Consider the following 18,390-nt stretch of genomic DNA (forward strand, 5'->3'; position numbering starts at 1 on the left):
GATGGCGGCAGCCCCGTTACACACCTGCTCGTTACGTGGACGCGATCCGTGGCGAGGGAGCTTGCTCCCGCTCGGCGGCGCAGCCGTCGTAGACCGGCTCATGCGGTTTATCTGGAGAATGCGTCAGTCTGTTTTGGGGCGGCTTCGCCACCCAGCGGGAGCAAGCTCCCTCGCCACGGGTTGGTGGTGTCGCGATTAGCGTGGGTCGACGTTATCCAGCACACGGTTGGCCAGCATTGAACTCAGCTCGATCAGTTGCTGGATGCCGAGGTAGAACCGTTCTAGAGAAAACCTTTAGTTTTTTTCTTTGGGCCCAGGTTTTCTTTCAGTGCGCCTAGAAAATCTTCAGTTGAACAAGTTTCGCGGATTTTTTCTTAACTCGAAACGTTCAAGCTGAGTTCCATAGAACGGATATCCACCACCAATCCACTGCGGGAGCGAGCTTGCTTGCGATGGCGGCAGCCCCGTTACACACCTGCTCGTTACGTGGACGCGATCCGTGGCGAGGGAGCTTGCTCCCGCTCGGCGGCGCAGCCGTCGTAAACCGATTTGTGCGGTTCGTTTGTAGGAATGCGGTCGGCCAGTTTTGGGGAGCACTTCACAGCCCAGCGGGAGCAAGCTCCCTCGCCACAGGTCGACGTTATTGAGCACTTGGTTCTCCCGCGATGAAAACCGTTCGATCATTGTTGGATGCCTAGGGTGAGCGGTCCTTGGATTTTCTTAAGACAGCCAAGAAAATCTTCAGTTGAGGCGGTTTTTCTGATTTTTTCTTAACTCGCAGCACACCTTAAGGAGTTCGGGCTGGGCCTCACAGTGGAGAGCCTGCCGCCAATTTTTTGTGGAAGCGAGCTAGCTCGCGAAGGCGGCAGCACATATCAGGATTCAAGGTGTATGCAGACCGTGGCGAGGGAGCTTGCTCTCGCTCGGTGGCGCAGCAGTTTTTTGTAGGAATGCGACGGCCTATTTGGGGCTGCTGCGCTGCCCAGCGGGAGCAAGCTCCCTCGCCACGGGATTTGCGTTTCGGATCAAATCCTGTGGCGTTCGCGCATCGGCATTTCACCCGTTTGTAACGGGGGCCATGATCAATGCGATGCAGCGCTCGTCGGCCAACGGCACGTCGCTCCTTGGATAGCTGTCAAAGCTTGTCCAGGCTAGACACCGTGGTGGTGTAGAAAGCCACGCCCGACTTGTCGACGACTTTTATTCTGCCGCCTTCTTCCTTCAGGTCTTTGAGGTACGGACCGAACGCTATTTCGTCGGGCGCGGTTCGCATGATTTCTTTGTCGAGCACCGGTGTGTCTTTCCTCAAGACCTTGAGGTTCATGAGGAAGCAGTCGATGGTTAACTGGCACTCCAGGGCGCAGACATAGTCCGACCCTTTTATTTTTTTCTGCTTGAAGGTCCACTCGTTTTTATAGTGGTTGCGGCGGAACTCATCCATTGCGTTTTTCAGCAGATCAAGCGGCAACGCTATGTGCGGGCGGCATGTTTCCAGGCCTTCCAACAACCGTTGTATAAAGAACTCATTGAGCTCGTTGACCGATGTGCATTTTTTATACTGTTCGGTATCCAGGCTGACATTGACGATGAGCGCGCCGCTGGAGTTTACATAGGGCTCGTTGACGGTTTGGCGGGTGCCGACAAAACAGATTTTCTTGAAGTTGGGCGTTTCGAATTTTTCTGCACTCAGGTGGCGCTCAAGAAAATTGCAGATCGATCGGCTTTGGTCGCGAAACGGATGAATAATGTCGTCGCTGAATTCGCCCAGGTCGGGGTACAGGTAAATTTCTTTTAAGATCATGGTCTTGAATGCCTCGCTGGGTCTAGTTCCTGCCTGCGTCGATTTGCGTTTCTTCGCTCCCAGTGCTCGATTTTCCAACGAGCACCTGGGCCGGCCGGCACCTTTTTGATGACTCTGGATTCGTAACGTCCCGTGTTACCCGGTTCGTTGTTCCATTTCCTCACCTGGGTCTCGGCGCGTACGGATTTTCCGTTTGTTTTTATCTTGCCGCCACTCACGCCGGTTTTGGCGACTTTACCCGTGCGCGTGTCCACGATCTCGTAACCATGTTGCGGTTTGCGACTGGTTTTTGAGTTGCCGTGGCATGACCAGCCCCAGGGGTCTATCCAGCCGAGCGGGTTGGGGCCGTATTGATAGAGATTGATTCCGCCCAGCAGTTCGATGGGGTCGGGTGTCGTAAACCGCCCTATATCCGGGTCGTAAAAGCGAAACGTGTTGTAGTGCAGGCCCGTCTCTCGGTCCAGGTACTGGCCTTGGAAGCGCAGGTTCTGTTCTTCGATGTAGTGAGGCTCACGCACTTCCTCAACGGTGTTGCCCCACACGCGGTAGCGCGCTTGCCAGACGATGTCGCCCTTGGCGTCCGAGAGCTGCTCGGGTAGCCCGTTCTGATCATTGTGGTAGTAGTGGATGTTCTGTTGAGCACCGATACCATCCACTCGGGCGATGGGTTCGTGGCTTTCCGTGTCGTAGAGGTAAACGCTGCACTGGCTGTGTTTGTGTTCTTGAAGCAGCCGCAAACCGTCCCAGATGAAGCGTGTTTCACCCAGTGGATAACCACGACTGTCATGTTCGGTTTTTGCCGTCCGACGACCCAGTGGGTCATAGGTCATTCGGACGACCGTATCTTGGGAATCGCTGCGGTTATGCACCTCGATCAAACGGTGTTCGGCATCGTAGAAAAAGCGTTGTACCCGATGGCCACCGCTGCGTTTTTCGATCATCCGGCCAAAGGCATCGTAACGATAACGCTTGTCCTGATAGGTCAGTAATTTGTTATGCACCACCAGCCCGGCGCCGGGTTGTGGGCCATCCAGCAAGTTGGCGGCAGCATCGTAGGCGAAGGTTTCGCTCGGGCCCTGGATGTTGTCTTGGCTGGCGAGAATGCGCCCCGTCGCATCGTAGTGCAGCAGCCGTTGGCGATCACCGCTGGGCGTCTGGTCGAAGCGACTGATCAGGTTGTCATTGGGGTCGTAGTTGAATTGTTTCTGCGCCACAGGTGGCAGTAGTGTCGACTGGTCCGCATGACGTTGCAGGCGCGAGCGCACACGTCCGCCCCGGTCGTATTCGCTACGAGTGATGAGTCGTCCTTGAGTGCGAAGGACTTCACGATGCAATCGATCGCGCTCGAAATCACTGATCAGTTGCCCGTCGATGTTGAGTTGATGTAGATGGCCGCTGCCGTAATACAACCGATTGAGTCGACGACCGTCAGGCAGCTGCGTTTGTATCAGGCTGCCCAACTCATCGTAATGATGCCGCAGGCAGCCAGCCGAGCTTTGCTCTTCCAGCAGTTGGCCGATGGCGTCGTAGGCAAAGTTCAGGTCTTTTTGGTTGCCCTGATTGTCTGTAAAGGTGACGGCAATGAGTTGGTCCACTGCATCGTAGGTGTACGCGGTTCGGCCGTCTGCCGTCACTTTGCCAATCAGCCGCCCGGCCGCATCTCGCTCAAGGTGATGAACGATGGGCTCTATGGGACTGTTGGATACCAGCGCCATACCCTGGCCAAAAGGGGCAGGGCAGTGTGTTTCGCGAATGGCGTTATTCAGCTTATCGTAGGCATAAAGTCGGGCGCTGCCATCCAGGTCCTGTTGCTCGATCATCCTGTCGCCGGCGTCCCAGGCAAATCGATAGCTTTCCCCGTTTTCGTTGGTTAGCGCCTGGAGGCGTCCATAAGCGTCGTAGCTGAATTGAACCGACCTTCCATGGGCGTCGATGCGTTGGCGAACGTGTCCGCGACCATCGTGCTGATAGACGGTGGTGTGACCGGCCGCATCGATGTAACGGGTGAGTTGACCGCTTGCGTCGCGCAAGTATTGTTCGACGCGGCCATCGGGCAGCTGATAACGCAGCAGGCGGCCGCGTGTGTCATGTTCATAGACAGTGCGCTCGCCGAGCGCATCCGTGATGACCTGCAGATAACCGCGATGGTCATAGCTGAATTTTGTCGAATAGCCGGAGCAATCAATATGTTCAGCCAGCCGCCCCATAGCGTTCCAACGCAAGGTGTTGCTTTTGCCGGTGGGGTCGACAATTTCTGTGATCTGTCCGTGAGCGTTGTAGCGATATCGGGTGACGAGGCCCAGAGGGTCTGTTTCGCGAATGCAATTGCCGCGGCGATTGTATTCGTATCGCCAGTTGTTGCCGGCGGCGTCGGTTTCTACTAACGGTAGCGACCAATGATCGAGCCATAAGACGGACTCAATGCGTCCGAGCGGATCGCTGGATTGGCTGAGGTTGCCGGCTTCGTCGTAGCTGAATTGATACTGCCCCCCCTGTGGATCGGTAGCGCTGAGCAACTGGCGCTCATCGTTCCACTCGAACAGCCAGGTCTGGCCGAGGTTGTCGCTGAACTGGGTTATCTGGTGCTGGCTGTTCCAGTGCCGAATGCTGACGCGTTGCAGGCTGTCGCTGATGCGGGTGATGCCGGCCTTGAGGTCATAGTCGAACTGATAGGCATCGCCCTCGTCGGTCCAGTGGCGGACCACGCGCCATTCCCGGTCTTCGATCAACGCCCATTCGTAGAAGCAGCGCAGGCCGGTGGGCAGTTGGTGTTCGACCATGCGTTGCCCGGCGTCATAGCTGAAGCGCCGTTGCACCTGGCCGCCGGCGTCGCGTACCTCGGCAAGGTTGCCCGCCGCGTCATAGGCGTAGCTGACCAACACCTCACGCTGTTGGTCAGGATAAAGACGCTCGATCCGGCTGATCCGTTCGTGCTCGCGGATCAGCTCGACCTGCACCAGATCAAACGTATCGCGCAGCCGCACCAGGCGCCCGGCATCGTCGTAGTCGAGGTGGATGCGGTTGTCGTTACGGTCGCCGAATTGGCTCAGGCGCAGCCGTGATGCGTTTCCTGGCGAAGGTTCGAACAACCGGTACAGGCCGTCTTCGCTTTCGATCAACAGTTGCCCGTTCACATGACGGCGCACCGCCAGGCCTTCACCGGCGCTGAACACCGCGCCGCCCAAGGGGATTGAGCCCATGTCGACGGGGCGGCCCTGTTCGTCGGTGTAGACCAGGGTTTCGCCGCCGTCGAGGTGGGGCAGGATTTCCACTTGGACTTCATAGGCGACGCTCCAGCCGGCGCCGAACAAACTGTCGTGGCGTTCGTCGCGGCTGTTGTACACCCGTTGCCAGTTAATCGGCAGGATGCCAGGCAAGACGAAATCCAGATCCTCGTCACCGCCCAATACTTTGGCGCCGGTGGCAGCGTGCACCGGGTTCGAAGAACCCATGGCGGCGTTGGCCGCGGCGTTCGCGGCGCTGCTGGCGGCCATGGACACCGCGCCGCCCACCAACATGCACGGCAGCTTGCTGAAGAACTTGCCTTTGCCGCCCTTGAGCATCAGCAACGCGGTGACCGCCAGGCCCACGCCCGGCGTCTTGCCGCTGCGAATCTCGCGCACCACCACCGAACCGCCACCGATGGTCACATCCGGCGAAATCAGCCCGGACGACACCACCGTCGCATCGCAGGTGCTGCGATCACCGCTGCGCACGGCGGGCTGGCCGTTGATGGTGACTTTGTCCGAGCCTTCGGCCATGAACTGCGGCGGCATCGGCGGGTGCTTCATGCAGATGACCAAGTCTTCCGGCTTGGGCACGGCGCCGGGGGCGGGCGAGGCAACGGTGGGGCGCCACATCTGCGAGAAAAAATTCCCGGCCATGTCCAGGTAGCTGGGTTCTTCTTCAGGCTCGGGGGCCTCGAGCTCCGTACCGGCGGGGGCAACGTGGGACTCAATCGCTCCGGCGGCGCGAGCGGCGGGGATGTTGTTGGTGAGGGTGTCGGTGGAGCCGGTAAGAATGTTGGCCTGTACCGTGGGCGGAAAGAGGGCGTTGCCGATGCCCTCGCATATATTGCTCAGGCCCTTGTCGGCCCCGGTCTTGCTCATGGCCAGGCCGACAATCGTGCCCACCACCAGACCGAGGACGAAGCAACCCAGCCCGCCGGTGACCACGGTAATACCCGTGGCCGCCACTACGGCAGCCGTCGCCACAGCCGTGATTGCGATGTTCGCCGCCACTTCCAGGACGCCGCCGAGGATGTCGGCCATCATCGAGGTGTGGTTCAACGCATCGCCCAGTCGGGCGGCCCAGAGTGCGTCAGACATGCACGTTGCTCATCCGGCCGGAGCGTCGAATATCAGCGAGCCCTTGATCGTCGCCCAATGTGCCGCCTCAGCATCCCCCAGCTTCTCGGCCTTCACGTAACTCAAGGCAAGCATCTTGCGAGTACCTGGCAGAACCAGCGCCAATTGAAACTGAAAGACCTTTTCGTTGCCCTTGTTGAACTGGCTGCGCAGTTCGATGGCTTCGACTTCCTGATTCGCCCCCACACGCAACGTGGCGCCTGGTTGACAGCGCAGGTCCTGGACTTGTTTTTCCAGGCGCTTGAGCTGGTCATCCAGGTTGCTTTGCAAGGTTTCACCCTCGGCCAACAGGCTGCGACTGACGATCAAGGACGTACCCAATTCGGGGAACTTGAGGATGTTGATCGAGGCGTCCAGCAGTTCGCTGGGCGGTAGCTGGAATTGAAATTCGTTGAGACGATAAGTCATGGGGCATCTATCTCCTGGTTAGCCCTTGGGCGGCGGGAACGCGGCGGCGACGTTGGCGTCGATGCTCGCCTTGACGCCCTGGCCGTCCGGGGTGGCGCCGGGACCGCCGCCGTTGTTCAGGTGCAGCACGCCGCCGGTGTTGAACTCGGCATCGCCGCTGGCATAGAAGCTGATTTGTACGCCGGTCAGGTTGATCTGGCCGCTGGCGTTGAGCTCCAGGATGCTTTCGCCGCAGACCAGGCGCAGGTTCTCGCCCACTTCGATGACGTAGCTCTGGCTGATGCTGTCGGTCTTGCGCTGGCCCACCGAGAGGATGTCCTCCTGCTTGACGATACGCAGCCGGTTGTTGCCGATGGTCACCGTCTCGTTGTGGCCGATGCTTTTGTTGCGGTCGTGGCCCACCGAATGGCTTTCATCCACCTCGACCACGATGTCTTGGTTGCGCTCGGCATGGATGTACAACTGCTCTGCGCCTTTTTTGTCTTCCATGCGGATTTCGTTGAAGTTCGCCGGCGTACCGCCCTTGCTGGAACGACTTTTCATACCGCTCTGGGTGGCGTTTTCCGGCAGGTCGTAGGGCACGGTCTGCTCGGCGTTGTAGACGCGGCCGGTGATGATCGGCCGGTCCGGGTCGCCTTCGAGGAAGCTGACGATGACTTCCTGGCCGATGCGCGGAATTTGCATCGAGCCCCAGTTTTTACCCGCCCAGGATTGCGACACGCGGATCCAGCACGAGCTGTTTTCGTTGGACTGGTCGTGACGGTCCCAATAGAAATGCACCTTCACCCGGCCGAACTGATCGGTCCAGATTTCCTCGCCCTTGGGGCCGACCACCAAGGCGGTTTGCGGTCCCTTGACGATGGGGCGGTGGGTAATCGCCATCGGGCGAAAGCTTTGCTGGGCGTCGATGCAGGTCAGGCTGCTTTCGAATTGCGCCGAAGGCGCGCCGACACCGGATTCACCGCTCTCCTGGGAGACGTAGTAACGCGCGCCGACAATCAGGTATTCGCGGTTCTGGTCCTGGCGAGTGAAGCCGGTGAGGCTGAACAGGTGCCCCGAACCCAGGCCGCGGGCGTTGCCCGCCAGCTCGACCTGCTCATGCAGGGTTTGCAAGGCTTCGATGCGGGTGCGGGCGTAGTGTTCGCCGTCTTCGCTTTGCACATAGGTGCCGGGGTAGTCGTACAGCGGATAATCGCCAGCGGCGTGCGGCCGGGGCATGGCCGAGCGCACATCGATGCGGGCGCTGGGGCGCTGGAAGTCGTAGTCGTTAAGCTCCAGCGAGCCGGGCTGAACTTCCTGGGCCAGGTGCCAGTCGTGAATATGATCGCGTTCGCGCTGCTGCTCGTTCTTCGGATAATAGGGCACCGAACCGTAGCCGGGCACGGTGGTGTGCGCGCCATAGGCGTCGGCGAGCACCAGCACATGGCGACCCTGCTCATGGCGGAAGAAGTAGTAGATGCCTTCCTGTTCCATCAGGCGACTAACGAAATCGAAGCTGGTCTCGCGGTACTGGACGCAGTATTCCCACTCGCGATACGGGCGGCTGAGGGCGTCTTCAAAGTCGGAAAAACCGAGGTCGCGGAACACCTGCTTGATGATCTGCGGGATGGTCAGGTTCTGGAAAATCCGGCAATCGGAGGTACGCGTCAGCAGCCACAGCCAGGGTCGCAGCGTGGCCTGGTAGCTGGCGAACTGGCCTTGGTCGATGTTTTGGCTGAAACGCGCAACGATGCCGTGGAAATGTCGCTCACCACCGCCATCCAGTTGAACGCTCACGCACATGGGCTTGCCGAGCACCTGGTTGAGATCGATGGCGTTGTCCAGCGAGTGCAACTGCAACTCATAGTTGAACAGCCGCCCCAGCTCTTCGCCGCCACCCATGTCCTTGAGCAACAGCACCTCGGGTCCCAGGGGGCTGGTGATTTTTGCCAGGCGTGAGGCTTGGTTGAATAACATCGAGTGTCCCGTGCAAGTTGTATGAGCTGACGGCGCCGAGTTCCATGTGGGCGCAAGCGCGCCCACATGGTTATCGCGTTCCTGCAGGTCAGGCCGCGTCGCTGAAATCGTATTGCAATTCGTTATCCCGAGCGCTGATCCGTACGCCGGCCAACGCTTTGCCTTCGAGCATACGGGTCAGGAACTCGCGGCTCATGTCCGGCAGCAGGCTGTTGGTCAGGATGGTATCGATCATGCGGCCGCCGCTTTCGGTTTCGGTGCAGCGCGAGACGATCAGGTCGATCACTGCGTCGTCGTAGTCGAACGCGACCTTGTGAGTGGTCTCCACCCGCTTCTTGATGCGGTTGAGTTGCAGGCGGGTGATGGCCTTGAGCATCTCGTCGCTGAGCGGGTAGTACGGAATCGTCACCAGGCGTCCGAGCAATGCCGGCGGGAAAATCTCCAGCAGCGGTTGGCGCAGGGCCTTGGCGATTTCTTCCGGCTCGGGCACGTTCCGTGGGTCCTTGCAGACCTGGGCGATCAGCTCCGTGCCGGCGTTGGTGGTCAGCAGGATCAAGGTGTTCTTGAAGTCGATCACCCGGCCTTCGCCGTCCTCCATCACACCTTTGTCGAACACCTGGAAGAAGATCTCATGCACGTCCGGGTGGGCTTTTTCCACCTCGTCCAGCAGCACCACGCTGTACGGTTTGCGCCGCACGGCTTCGGTCAGCACGCCGCCTTCGCCATAGCCGATGTAGCCCGGTGGCGCGCCCTTGAGGGTGGACACGGTGTGGGCTTCCTGGAACTCGCTCATGTTGATGGTGATGACGTTCTGCTCGCCGCCGTACATGGCTTCGGCCAGGGCCAGGGCGGTTTCGGTCTTGCCCACGCCGGAGGTGCCGGCGAGCATGAACACGCCAATCGGCTTGCTCGGGTTGTCGAGGCCGGCGCGGGAGGTCTGGATGCGCTTGGCGATCATCTGCAAGGCGTGGTCCTGGCCGATGATGCGTTTCTTCAGGTGTTGGTCGAGGTTGAGCACGGTTTCCAGTTCGTTGCGGGCCATGCGGCCCACCGGAATACCGGTCCAGTCGGCGACCACCGAGGCCACGGCCTGGTAATCCACGGTCGGCAGGATCAACGGGGTTTCGCCTTGCAGGGCGGTCAGGCGCTGTTGCAGGTCCACCAGTTTCTCGCGCAGTTGGTGACTTTCGTTGTCAGAAGCTTCGCTGTTGTCCTCGCTGTCCACCACGCCGACGCGCTCGCGCAGGGTGGCGCGGGTGGCGAGCAGTTCGTCCACCAGGGTTTTCTCTTCGGCCCAACGGCTTTCCAGCTCGGCCAAGCGCTCGCGCTCAGCGGCCAGCAGGCTTTCGCTCTGGGTTTGGCGGGTGCCGATGGCAATGCCAATCGCGTGTTCACGGGCGATGATTTGCAACTCGGTTTCCAGCGCCTCGATGCGCCGACGGCTATCGTCCACTTCGGCCGGCACGGCGTGCAGGCTGATGGCGACGCGGGCGCAAGCGGTGTCCAGCAGGCTCACGGATTTGTCCGGCAGCTGACGCGCGGGAATATAGCGGTGGGACAGCTTGACCGAGGCTTCCAAGGCTTCGTCGAGGATCTGCACCTGGTGGTGTTTTTCCATGGTCGAGGCCACGCCGCGCATCATCAGCAGGGCCTTGTCTTCCGACGGCTCCGCCACCTGCACCACTTGGAAACGGCGGGTCAGGGCCGGGTCCTTCTCGATGTGCTTCTTGTACTCGGCCCAGGTGGTGGCGGCGACGGTGCGCAAGGTGCCGCGAGCCAGTGCCGGCTTGAGCAGGTTGGCCGCATCGCCCGTGCCGGCGGCACCACCGGCACCCACCAGGGTGTGGGCTTCGTCGATGAACAGGATGATCGGCTTGGGCGAGGCCTGGACGTCTTCGATGACCTGGCGCAGGCGCTGCTCGAATTCGCCTTTCATGCTCGCGCCGGCCTGCAATAGGCCAACGTCGAGGCTGCGCAGTTCAACGTCCTTGAGGGCCGGCGGTACGTCGCCAGCGACGATGCGCAGGGCAAAGCCTTCGACCACGGCGGTCTTGCCCACGCCAGCTTCACCGGTGAGGATCGGGTTGTTCTGCCGGCGGCGCATGAGGATGTCCACCAGTTGGCGGATCTCTTCGTCACGGCCGACGATCGGGTCGAGCTTGCCGCTGCGGGCCTGCTCGGTGAGGTCGACGGTAAAACGTTTGAGGGCTTCCTGCTTGCCCATGGCGGCCGGGGCCATGGCGCCGCTGGCTTCGCCCGGCACGGCGCCGGCGTTGAAACCGTCGCTGGCGGTCAGGGCGTTTTCCGGTGAGTCGCCGACGTATTCGTCAAAGCGCTCGCTCAGGGCTTCGACCTTGACCTTGTCGAACTCCGACGACAGGCCCAGCAGCGCGTGGCGCAGGCTTGGGGTCTTGAGGATGCCCAGCACCAGGTAACCGGTGCGCACCTGGCTCTCGCCGAACATCAGGCTGCCGTAGACCCAGCCGCGTTCCACCGCTTCTTCTACATGGGAGGACAGATCGGTGATCGACGTCGAACCCCGTGGCAGACGGTCCAGTGCTTCGGTCAGGTCACGGGCCAGGCGCGCCGGCTCGATGTTGAACTGGCGGATGATGCGATGCAGGTCCGAGTCCTGCAATTGCAGCAACTGATGAAACCAGTGGGCCAGTTCCACATAAGGGTTACCGCGCAACTTGCAGAACACAGTGGCGGCTTCGATGGCTTTGTAGGCCACGCTGTTGAGTTTGCCGAACAACGCGGCGCGACTGATTTCACCCATGCTCATGGCTCCTTGAGGTCTGTGAGGTGTTGGCCTGATCGGCGTAATGCCGGGCCAGTATTAGATCGTTGGCATCTGTTTCGGGGCGTCCCAGCCAGGTGTTGAAACCCAGGCGGAAGCGCCCATTGAGTTGTAGCGCCGGGACTTCGGGCTGCTCGAGGACCAGATTCAGATCCCAGTCCAGTTCATGGCCCAGGTATTCGGCGACCCAGGCCACCAGTTCGTTGAACGGTTGGCTGCCAGGGAGCATGCCCATGTAGTCGACGAGCTTGAGCGGGCCCAGGCGGATGCGGAATTTGTGCTGGCGATCCCAGACGAAACGGCCCAGGCAGAAATCCACGCCCAGTTGATGGGCGCTGATGCCGACGCGGCTGCGCTCCGGCAGTTCCAGCCATTGGCCGACGTATTCTTCGATCTCCACCGGCAGGCCGAAGTACTCGCCGAGAATCGCCTTCAAGCCGTCCGGGTAGCGGGTTTGCGCCGACAGGTGGCCGCTGTAATGCAGCTTCGCCGTGTCGGGGATCAGCCCCTGATCGAGCAGGCTCGGCATGCCCCGGCCGCTGAGTGCCGCCAGGCGTGCTGACCAATAATCGTCGTCCGGACGGTCGTGGCTGACGGTCGGCCGTGCTTCGGCCCAGGCCCGGTAGAACAGGCTGAGCAGGCGGTGATGGAACACATCGAGAAAGCGTTTGCTGGTGCTGTCGCCATTGTTGCGCTGGCGTTCGCGCACGTATTCGGTGATGTGCAGCGGCATCGGGCCGTTGGGGCCGCCGAGGCCGAAGAAGAATTGCTCCAGGCGCGCCGGCGTGCCGTCAACGCCCGGTTGTACCGAGGCCAAAGTCGCCGGGGCGAAGGTGCATTCGGCCTGTTGTCCGAGACGCAACGGGTCATCGGCCAGGCGCAGGGAATGGCCCAGGCGCGGCAGTTCGGGGGATTCGCACTCGATGCGCCGCAACGCCTGGAAGAAGTCGTATTCCCAGGGTTCCTGGTGCATCGCCTCCAGGGTACTCACAGGGTCGGACGACGTCCGGGCTTGGCTTTCCATCGCATGATCTCGCCGCGTTCGGTGGTACGGATCACCGTCTCGGTAAAACTGTTGATCGACACGTAGCGTGCCAGGAAGCGCTCGAACACGGCGCCGAGCAGGAACACCCCGGTGCCGCGAAACGCGTTTTCATCGAATTCCAGAGTGATCTCCAGGCCACGACCGAACACGATCGGCCCAGGCATCGGCAAGCGCCGGGTGCAGGCCTTGCTGCTGACTTCGCGCAGGCCTTCGATCTGCAGTTGCAGCGCCGCGTCGTTGCTGTCGCCGTACAGGCGCAGCAGTTCACGCAGGGCGGCGGCGCCTTGGCCTTGTTCGCTCAACGACAAGTAGTTCAGCGACAACTGGCTGATCAGCCGCCAGGCCTTGGTGTCGTGGGCATGGCTGGCCCGTGGCCGACTGGGACCTGCCACGCAGCGCACAGCGCCGACCGGCGCGCTGTCGGCGAGGGTGAAGTCGGTCTTGCCGTTGCCCACGCTCATGAACAGCGGCAGGTCGCGGTTGGTGCACAAAGCGGTGACGCCCAGTTGGCGCAAGTCGTTGCGATACGGCGCCTGCTGACTGTCCACCAGGCTGACGAAGGTCTCGCTGCCGACGTAAGTCGAGCGCGGACCATTGCGCCGCTGATCGCTGGACAGCACGCGCGGTTCGCGCCGTACGGTGTAGTAAGCCTGGTCGCGGCCATAGCGGGACGGGTCGCGCACCGCATAGAACGGCAGGAACGGCTGCTCCGGCCCGGTGCCATGACCGGTCAGGCCGGTCAGCGAATGCACTTCGAAATCCATCGGCCGGGTGCGGTCGGCGATCACGTGGTGTTCGTTGACTCGGTCCGACAAGTGAATGCGGTCCAGGCGCTTGGGAAACAGATTGATCGCCGGCGTGCAGAACGGCAGGAATTGCGAGGCGCCGACGCTGCCTTCCAGGCTCGGATCGTGGCGGTCGAACAGCACGATCAATTCCAGCTCCTGGCCATCGCAGCGCTTGACCGCACGGCCGAGCTGGGTGAAATCGACAAACAGGAAGCGGTGCGGCAGGGCGAAATATTCCTGCAGCAGGCGATAGCCTTGGAACGCCCGCGGCACCACTGGCAGCGCGGCCTCGGCGTCATCGAAGCCCTGGGAGCGCAACGCATCCTGCGGCAGCCGTTCGACCCAATCGCCGCCCGGCTGGCGAGCGAACACCGCGCAGGCGTTACTCAGCAGTTGTTCGTAAAGGCGAAACGGTTGTTCGTCAGCGCCGCTCAAGTACAGCGGCAGGTTGTCCAGGGCCAGGCTGTTGAACGGCAGCTCGGCACCGGTGCGCAAGGTCAGGCGTAGGCCGGCCTTGGCTTTCGGTTCGCTGGCGGCCAGGCGCCCGAGCACGGCGGACGGGTTGCCGAAATACTCGGCCTGGCTGACTTGCAACGGCCACAACGTCACCGCGTGAGCGGTGCGGTACTCGCAGCAGGTCTGGGATTCACGACCCAGGGCGGCGCGCAGGATGGTATCGCGGGGCAGCGGGAAGCCACTGCTCAGCGAGCCTTCGTCCGGATCGGCCTGCATCTGCACCACGGTCATCGACGGCGTCGGCGCCAGGTAGTGCGGGTAGGCGATTTCCAACAAATTGTGGGTGAAGGTCGGGTATTCGGCGTCGAGCTTGAGCTGCACCCGCGCCGTCAAATAGGCAAAGCCTTCCAGCAGACGCTCGACGTAGGGGTCGGCGCAGTCCATGCCGGCCAGGGTCAGCCGACTGGCGATCTTCGGGTATTCCTTGGCGAACTCCGCCGCGCTTTCGCGCACGTGGTGCAGTTCCTGGTTGTAAAGCTCGAGCAGGCGCGGGTTCATGGCCGTCTCCGCTGGTCGGCATTGACCACTCGCACATGACCGGTTTCCAGGTCCAGGTCAGTTTGCAGCATCAGGCGCAGCGGCACCGGCTGGGCCCAGAGGTCGCCTTCGATCTCGAAACTCAAGGCGTTATGGTTCATCTCGGCCGTTGCCCGGGCGCGCACGCGCAGGGTGTGGCGCAGGATGCGCGGCTCGAACGTGGCGATGGCCTGGTGAATCAGGCTTTCCAGCGCGGGAACATCGATGTTCGAAGCGCTGTTGCCCGCCAGTGCCGGCAGCCCGAAATTCACCACCGAGGTGCCCGCCGGAGTATGCAGCGTGGCGTCGGCGTCAAGCAAAGAGGTGGTGTTGAGCAGCCACGCCAGGTCACGCAGCACCGAGGCTTTCAGCTGGGTCAGGGAAAGCACACGCTTGTCGGCGCTTTCCTTGGGGTTGCTCGGATCGTCGTCGGTCAGCCGGTCCAGCAGGGACGGTTGCAGGCGATCGCGGGTGGCGATTTCGGTTACCACGTGAAAAGGGCCGTGTAATTCTTCTGGTCGCCTGTGCCAGTCATGCAGCTGGCAGTACGAGCGATTATCGAGGGTTCGAGTTGTCCATTGATCTGGCGTATGGCGCGATACTCGGAGCGACACTCCTGATTGTTATGGGGGCCAGCAGATACATGGACAACGATGACAATAGGCACCTTGCCGAAGGTCTCGACGTGGGGTTTGCCTTGTCGATCGACCCTGAACTGGCAGGGCCAGGCCAAGTCGAGTGGCATCAGGGTCTGGTCGGGTTTGCGCAGCGCGCAGCGCGCCTGGTCGTTCTCCAGTGTCAGCGTTTGCCCGCCCATCGAGACGACATGCTCCACCGGGACGGAGGAAGTTGCCGATGGCGATTGCTGCTGGGCACAGGCGGTCAGGCTGGTCAACAGGCAGCCGACCCATATCGCGCAATGGGCCTTGATCATACGAGCTCCCAGAACCAGATCGCTCGGGATCGATAGGCCGGATCGTCATAGCCGAGGGTCAGGCCACGGTTCCAGAGGTCGATATGATCGCCAGTGCGACCTTCCGAGGCTTCTCCCACTTGCTGGAAACAGTCCTTGAAGAAAATCAGGCCAGTCTTGTCTTGCAGCTTGCGCCGGTCCGCGGCCGTTCCGCCAAGGATCAACGGGCGGCCCAGATGATGTTTCCACAGCCAATTTGCCAATGACTCGGCCCCACGCGCATGCCCATGGGCACATTTGGGTTCGGTGTAGGTGGACTTGTTGACCTTGATGGTCAGTTCGGTATTGAGCGTGATGCTCATGCGAATCGCGCACTGGTTCGCCCAAGGGCCGTCGCAAGGTTTCGCGTCGGGATGGGTGGCCAGCAAATCGGAATAGGCTTTCCACAAATTGATAAACGCAGGCTTGGCCATGACTCAGACACCGGAAGGGAAGGGATTGGTTGCGAGCAAGCACCAAACACCCCCGGCGCATGACACCGGGGGCGTGTTCGATTACACCTTGACGTTCTGGCGGATGTTCCAGCCGAACTTGACCGGACCGCCTTCCTTGGTGCCGTCGGCTTTCTGCGGCTGGTAATCCACCAGCACCTTGGCGAAGTTCAGGGTGACGTTTTCGGTCAGGCGATCATCGCCGCCCGAACCGCCAGTGCTCAGGGACGTGATCAGCACTTCTTCCAGGTTGATGATCATGTACTCGACCTGGCTTTCGCCGCCGGCCTTGCGCACGGTCAGCTTGACCTTGTCGACGTGCTTGCCGCTGGCGCAGTGCATCATCAGGTTCGGCGAAGCCTTGTCGACGTACTTGGTCAGCGACAGGTCCTGGATGCTCACCTTGCCCGCGCCACCGCCACTGCCCACATGCATGTTGCCGGTCTGGGACATGCCCCAGCTCCAGTTCAGGACGTCGATCTCGTCCTTGTGGACCTTGTCCATGGACTCGCCCTTGATGTCGCCGATCTTGATGAAAATATCAACAGCCATGTTTTCTCCCTGTGTGGTTTCTAACCACGTTGTTTGATTGACGCCGACCTTGCGAAATCTGTGAACTCAATGAAGATCTCCTGTGGACCACCCTGTGGCGAGGGAGCTTGCTCCCTCGCCACAAAGGGCCTCCACAGGAAAGCCCATTCCAACTGGTTTTTATGCGCCCTTGGCCGACGGCAGTTTCGATACCAGGCGCAACGACACGGTCAGCCCTTCGAGCTGGTAGTGCGGGCGCAGGTAGAACTTGGAGTTGTAGTACCCCGGGTTGCCTTCGACTTCTTCGACGATCACTTCAGCGGCAGCCAATGGATGCTGGGCCTTGGTAGTCTCGGTGGAGTGCGCCGGGTCGCCGTCGACGTAGTTGAGGATCCAGTCCTGCAACCAGCGCTGCATCTCGTCCTTCTCTTTGAAGGAACCGATCTTGTCGCGCACGATGCACTTCAGGTAATGGGCGAAGCGGCAGGTGGCGAACAGGTACGGCAGGCGCGCGGCCAGATTGGCGTTCGCGGTGGCGTCCGGGTCGTCGTATTCGGCCGGTTTCTGCAACGACTGGGCGCCGATGAACGCGGCGAAGTCGGTGTTTTTCTTGTGCAGCAGCGGCATGAAACCGTTCTTCGCCAGTTCCGCTTCACGGCGGTCCGAAATGGCGATCTCGGTCGGGCACTTCATGTCCACGCCGCCGTCATCGGTAGGGAAGGTGTGGGCCGGCAGGTTTTCTACTTCACCGCCCGACTCCACGCCACGGATGCGCGAGCACCAGCCGAAGTGTTTGAACGAACGGTTGATGTTCACTGCCATCGCATAGGCGGCGTTGGCCCAGGTGTACTTGGAGCTGTCGGCGCCGTCGGTGCTTTCTTCGAAAGCGAAGGCTTCCACCGGGTCGGTCTTGGCGCCGTACGGCAGGCGCGCCAGGAAACGTGGCATGGTCAGGCCGATGTAGCGCGAGTCTTCCGATTCGCGCAGCGAACGCCAGCCGGCGTATTCCGGGGTGGTGAAGATCTTGGTCAGGTCGCGCGGGTTCGACAGTTCCTGCCACGAACCCATGCCCATTACGGTCGGCGAGGCGGCGGCGATGAACGGCGCGTGCATGGCGGCGCAGACTTTCGACAGCTCGCCCAGCAGTTCCACGTCCGGCGGGGACTGGTCGAAGTAGTAGTCGCCGACCAGGCAGCCGTAAGGCTCGCCGCCGAACTGGCCGTATTCTTCTTCGTACATCTTCTTGAAGATCGGGCTCTGGTCCCACGCGGTGCCCTTGAATTTCTTCAGGGTCTTGTGCAGGTCGGTCTTGGAGACGTTGAGCACGCGAATCTTGAGCTGCTCATCGGTCTCGGTGTTGTTGACCAGGTAGTGCAGGCCACGCCAGGCGCTTTCCAGTTGCTGGAAGTCGGGGTGGTGGATGACCTGGTTGACCTGGGCGGTGAGCTTGGCGTCGATAGCGGCGATGATCGACTCGATCGACTTGATGGCGTCGTTGGACACCAGGTCGGTCTGTGCCAGGGCCTGTTCGGCCAAGGTCCGCACGGCGGTCTCGACCGCTTCGCGGGCGCGCTCGGTCTTGGGTTTGAATTCTTGCATCAACAGCGAGGCGAACTCGCTGGTTTCTTCGGTGGCGCCCAGGTTCTGGGGCTGATTGTCGCGTACCAAATCGTTCATGATCGTTAGTCCTTAAGCCTTGGGCTCAGCGTCGGCGGGCTTCGGCGCGCTCGCCAGGGCTTGCAACAGCGCTGGGTCCTTGATCGCCTTCATGATGATTTCCTCGGCGCCGGTCTTGCCGTCCATGTAGGTCAGCAGGTTGGCCAGTTGGGTGCGCGCTTCGAGCAGCTTGTTCAGCGAATCGATCTTGCTAGCCACTGCCGCGGGGCTGAAGTCGTCCATGCTTTCGAAGGTCAGGTCCAGGCTCAGGTTGCCTTCGCCAGTCAGTTCGTTCGGCACATGGAACGCCACGCGAGGTTGCATGGCCTTGAGGCGCGAGTCGAAATTGTCGACGTCGATCTCGAGGAACTTGCGGTCGGCCACGGGTGCCAGAGGCTCGGCAGGCTTGCCGGCGAGGTCGGCCATCACCCCCATGACGAAGGGCAACTGGACCTTCTTCTCGGCGCCGTAGAGCTCGACGTCGTACTCGATCTGCACTCGAGGCGCGCGGTTGCGCGCGATGAATTTCTGAGAACTTTGCTTCGCCACGTTGCTGCTCCTGGTCGCTTGAGCGACGGTGTTGGCGTCATCGGGGATACCGA

General features: G+C 61.1%; 13 protein-coding genes and 1 pseudogene. All 14 read right to left on the minus strand.

Annotation, left to right across the window (positions count from 1 at the left end):
• Positions 1–195: 195 nt before the first annotated feature.
• Positions 196–270, minus strand: a pseudogene (locus tag HU806_RS26925) (DUF6124 family protein); the annotation flags it as partial.
• Between the two features lie 865 nt (positions 271–1,135).
• Positions 1,136–1,801 (minus strand): hypothetical protein, encoded by a 666-nt coding sequence (locus HU806_RS24040; protein WP_186615126.1) that lies wholly within the window; start codon positions 1,799–1,801, stop codon positions 1,136–1,138.
• A complete protein-coding gene (locus HU806_RS24045) occupies positions 1,798–6,129 on the minus strand; it encodes an RHS repeat-associated core domain-containing protein (protein ID WP_186615128.1) in 4,332 nt (1,443 codons plus the stop codon). Before HU806_RS24045 ends, HU806_RS24040 begins: the two co-directional genes overlap by 4 nt.
• A gap of 9 nt (positions 6,130–6,138) precedes the next feature.
• Positions 6,139–6,576 carry a DcrB-related protein gene (locus tag HU806_RS24050; RefSeq protein ID WP_186615130.1) on the minus strand — a complete coding sequence of 146 codons (438 nt, stop codon included), beginning with the start codon at positions 6,574–6,576 and terminating at the stop codon, positions 6,139–6,141.
• 18 nt (positions 6,577–6,594) lie between these two features.
• On the minus strand, positions 6,595–8,532 hold the full coding sequence (locus HU806_RS24055; protein ID WP_186615132.1) for a type VI secretion system Vgr family protein: 1,938 nt from the start codon (positions 8,530–8,532) through the stop codon (positions 6,595–6,597).
• 88 nt (positions 8,533–8,620) lie between these two features.
• Entirely contained in the window at positions 8,621–11,311 is a 2,691-nt protein-coding gene (tssH, locus tag HU806_RS24060; RefSeq protein ID WP_186615134.1) for a type VI secretion system ATPase TssH, read from the minus strand.
• The gene (gene tssG / locus HU806_RS24065) at positions 11,304–12,356 is read right to left on the minus strand and encodes a type VI secretion system baseplate subunit TssG (protein ID WP_186615136.1); all 1,053 of its coding nucleotides are present in this window, start codon (positions 12,354–12,356) and stop codon (positions 11,304–11,306) included. Before tssG ends, tssH begins: the two co-directional genes overlap by 8 nt.
• The gene (tssF, locus tag HU806_RS24070) at positions 12,320–14,179 is read right to left on the minus strand and encodes a type VI secretion system baseplate subunit TssF (RefSeq protein ID WP_186615138.1); all 1,860 of its coding nucleotides are present in this window, start codon (positions 14,177–14,179) and stop codon (positions 12,320–12,322) included. Before tssF ends, tssG begins: the two co-directional genes overlap by 37 nt.
• A complete protein-coding gene (tssE, locus tag HU806_RS24075; protein ID WP_186615140.1) occupies positions 14,176–14,688 on the minus strand; it encodes a type VI secretion system baseplate subunit TssE in 513 nt (170 codons plus the stop codon). The genes tssF and tssE overlap by 4 nt, the downstream gene beginning before the upstream one ends.
• Positions 14,682–15,131, minus strand: coding sequence for a hypothetical protein (locus tag HU806_RS24080; protein WP_186615142.1), 450 nt, complete (start codon positions 15,129–15,131; stop codon positions 14,682–14,684). Before HU806_RS24080 ends, tssE begins: the two co-directional genes overlap by 7 nt.
• Entirely contained in the window at positions 15,128–15,583 is a 456-nt protein-coding gene (locus HU806_RS24085; protein ID WP_186615144.1) for a type VI secretion system amidase effector protein Tae4, read from the minus strand. Before HU806_RS24085 ends, HU806_RS24080 begins: the two co-directional genes overlap by 4 nt.
• Positions 15,584–15,664: 81 nt before the next feature.
• Complete coding sequence (gene tssD, locus HU806_RS24090) at positions 15,665–16,153, minus strand: Hcp family type VI secretion system effector (RefSeq protein WP_186615146.1); 489 nt, start codon at positions 16,151–16,153, stop codon at positions 15,665–15,667.
• Positions 16,154–16,312: 159 nt separating this feature from the next.
• A complete protein-coding gene (gene tssC, locus HU806_RS24095) occupies positions 16,313–17,809 on the minus strand; it encodes a type VI secretion system contractile sheath large subunit (protein ID WP_186615148.1) in 1,497 nt (498 codons plus the stop codon).
• A gap of 12 nt (positions 17,810–17,821) precedes the next feature.
• Positions 17,822–18,337, minus strand: coding sequence for a type VI secretion system contractile sheath small subunit (gene tssB / locus HU806_RS24100; RefSeq protein WP_186615150.1), 516 nt, complete (start codon positions 18,335–18,337; stop codon positions 17,822–17,824).
• Between the last annotated feature and the right edge of the window lie 53 nt (positions 18,338–18,390).

This window comes from Pseudomonas sp. SWRI154, assembly GCF_014268645.1.
GTDB classification, from domain to species: domain Bacteria; phylum Pseudomonadota; class Gammaproteobacteria; order Pseudomonadales; family Pseudomonadaceae; genus Aquipseudomonas; species Aquipseudomonas marvdashtae.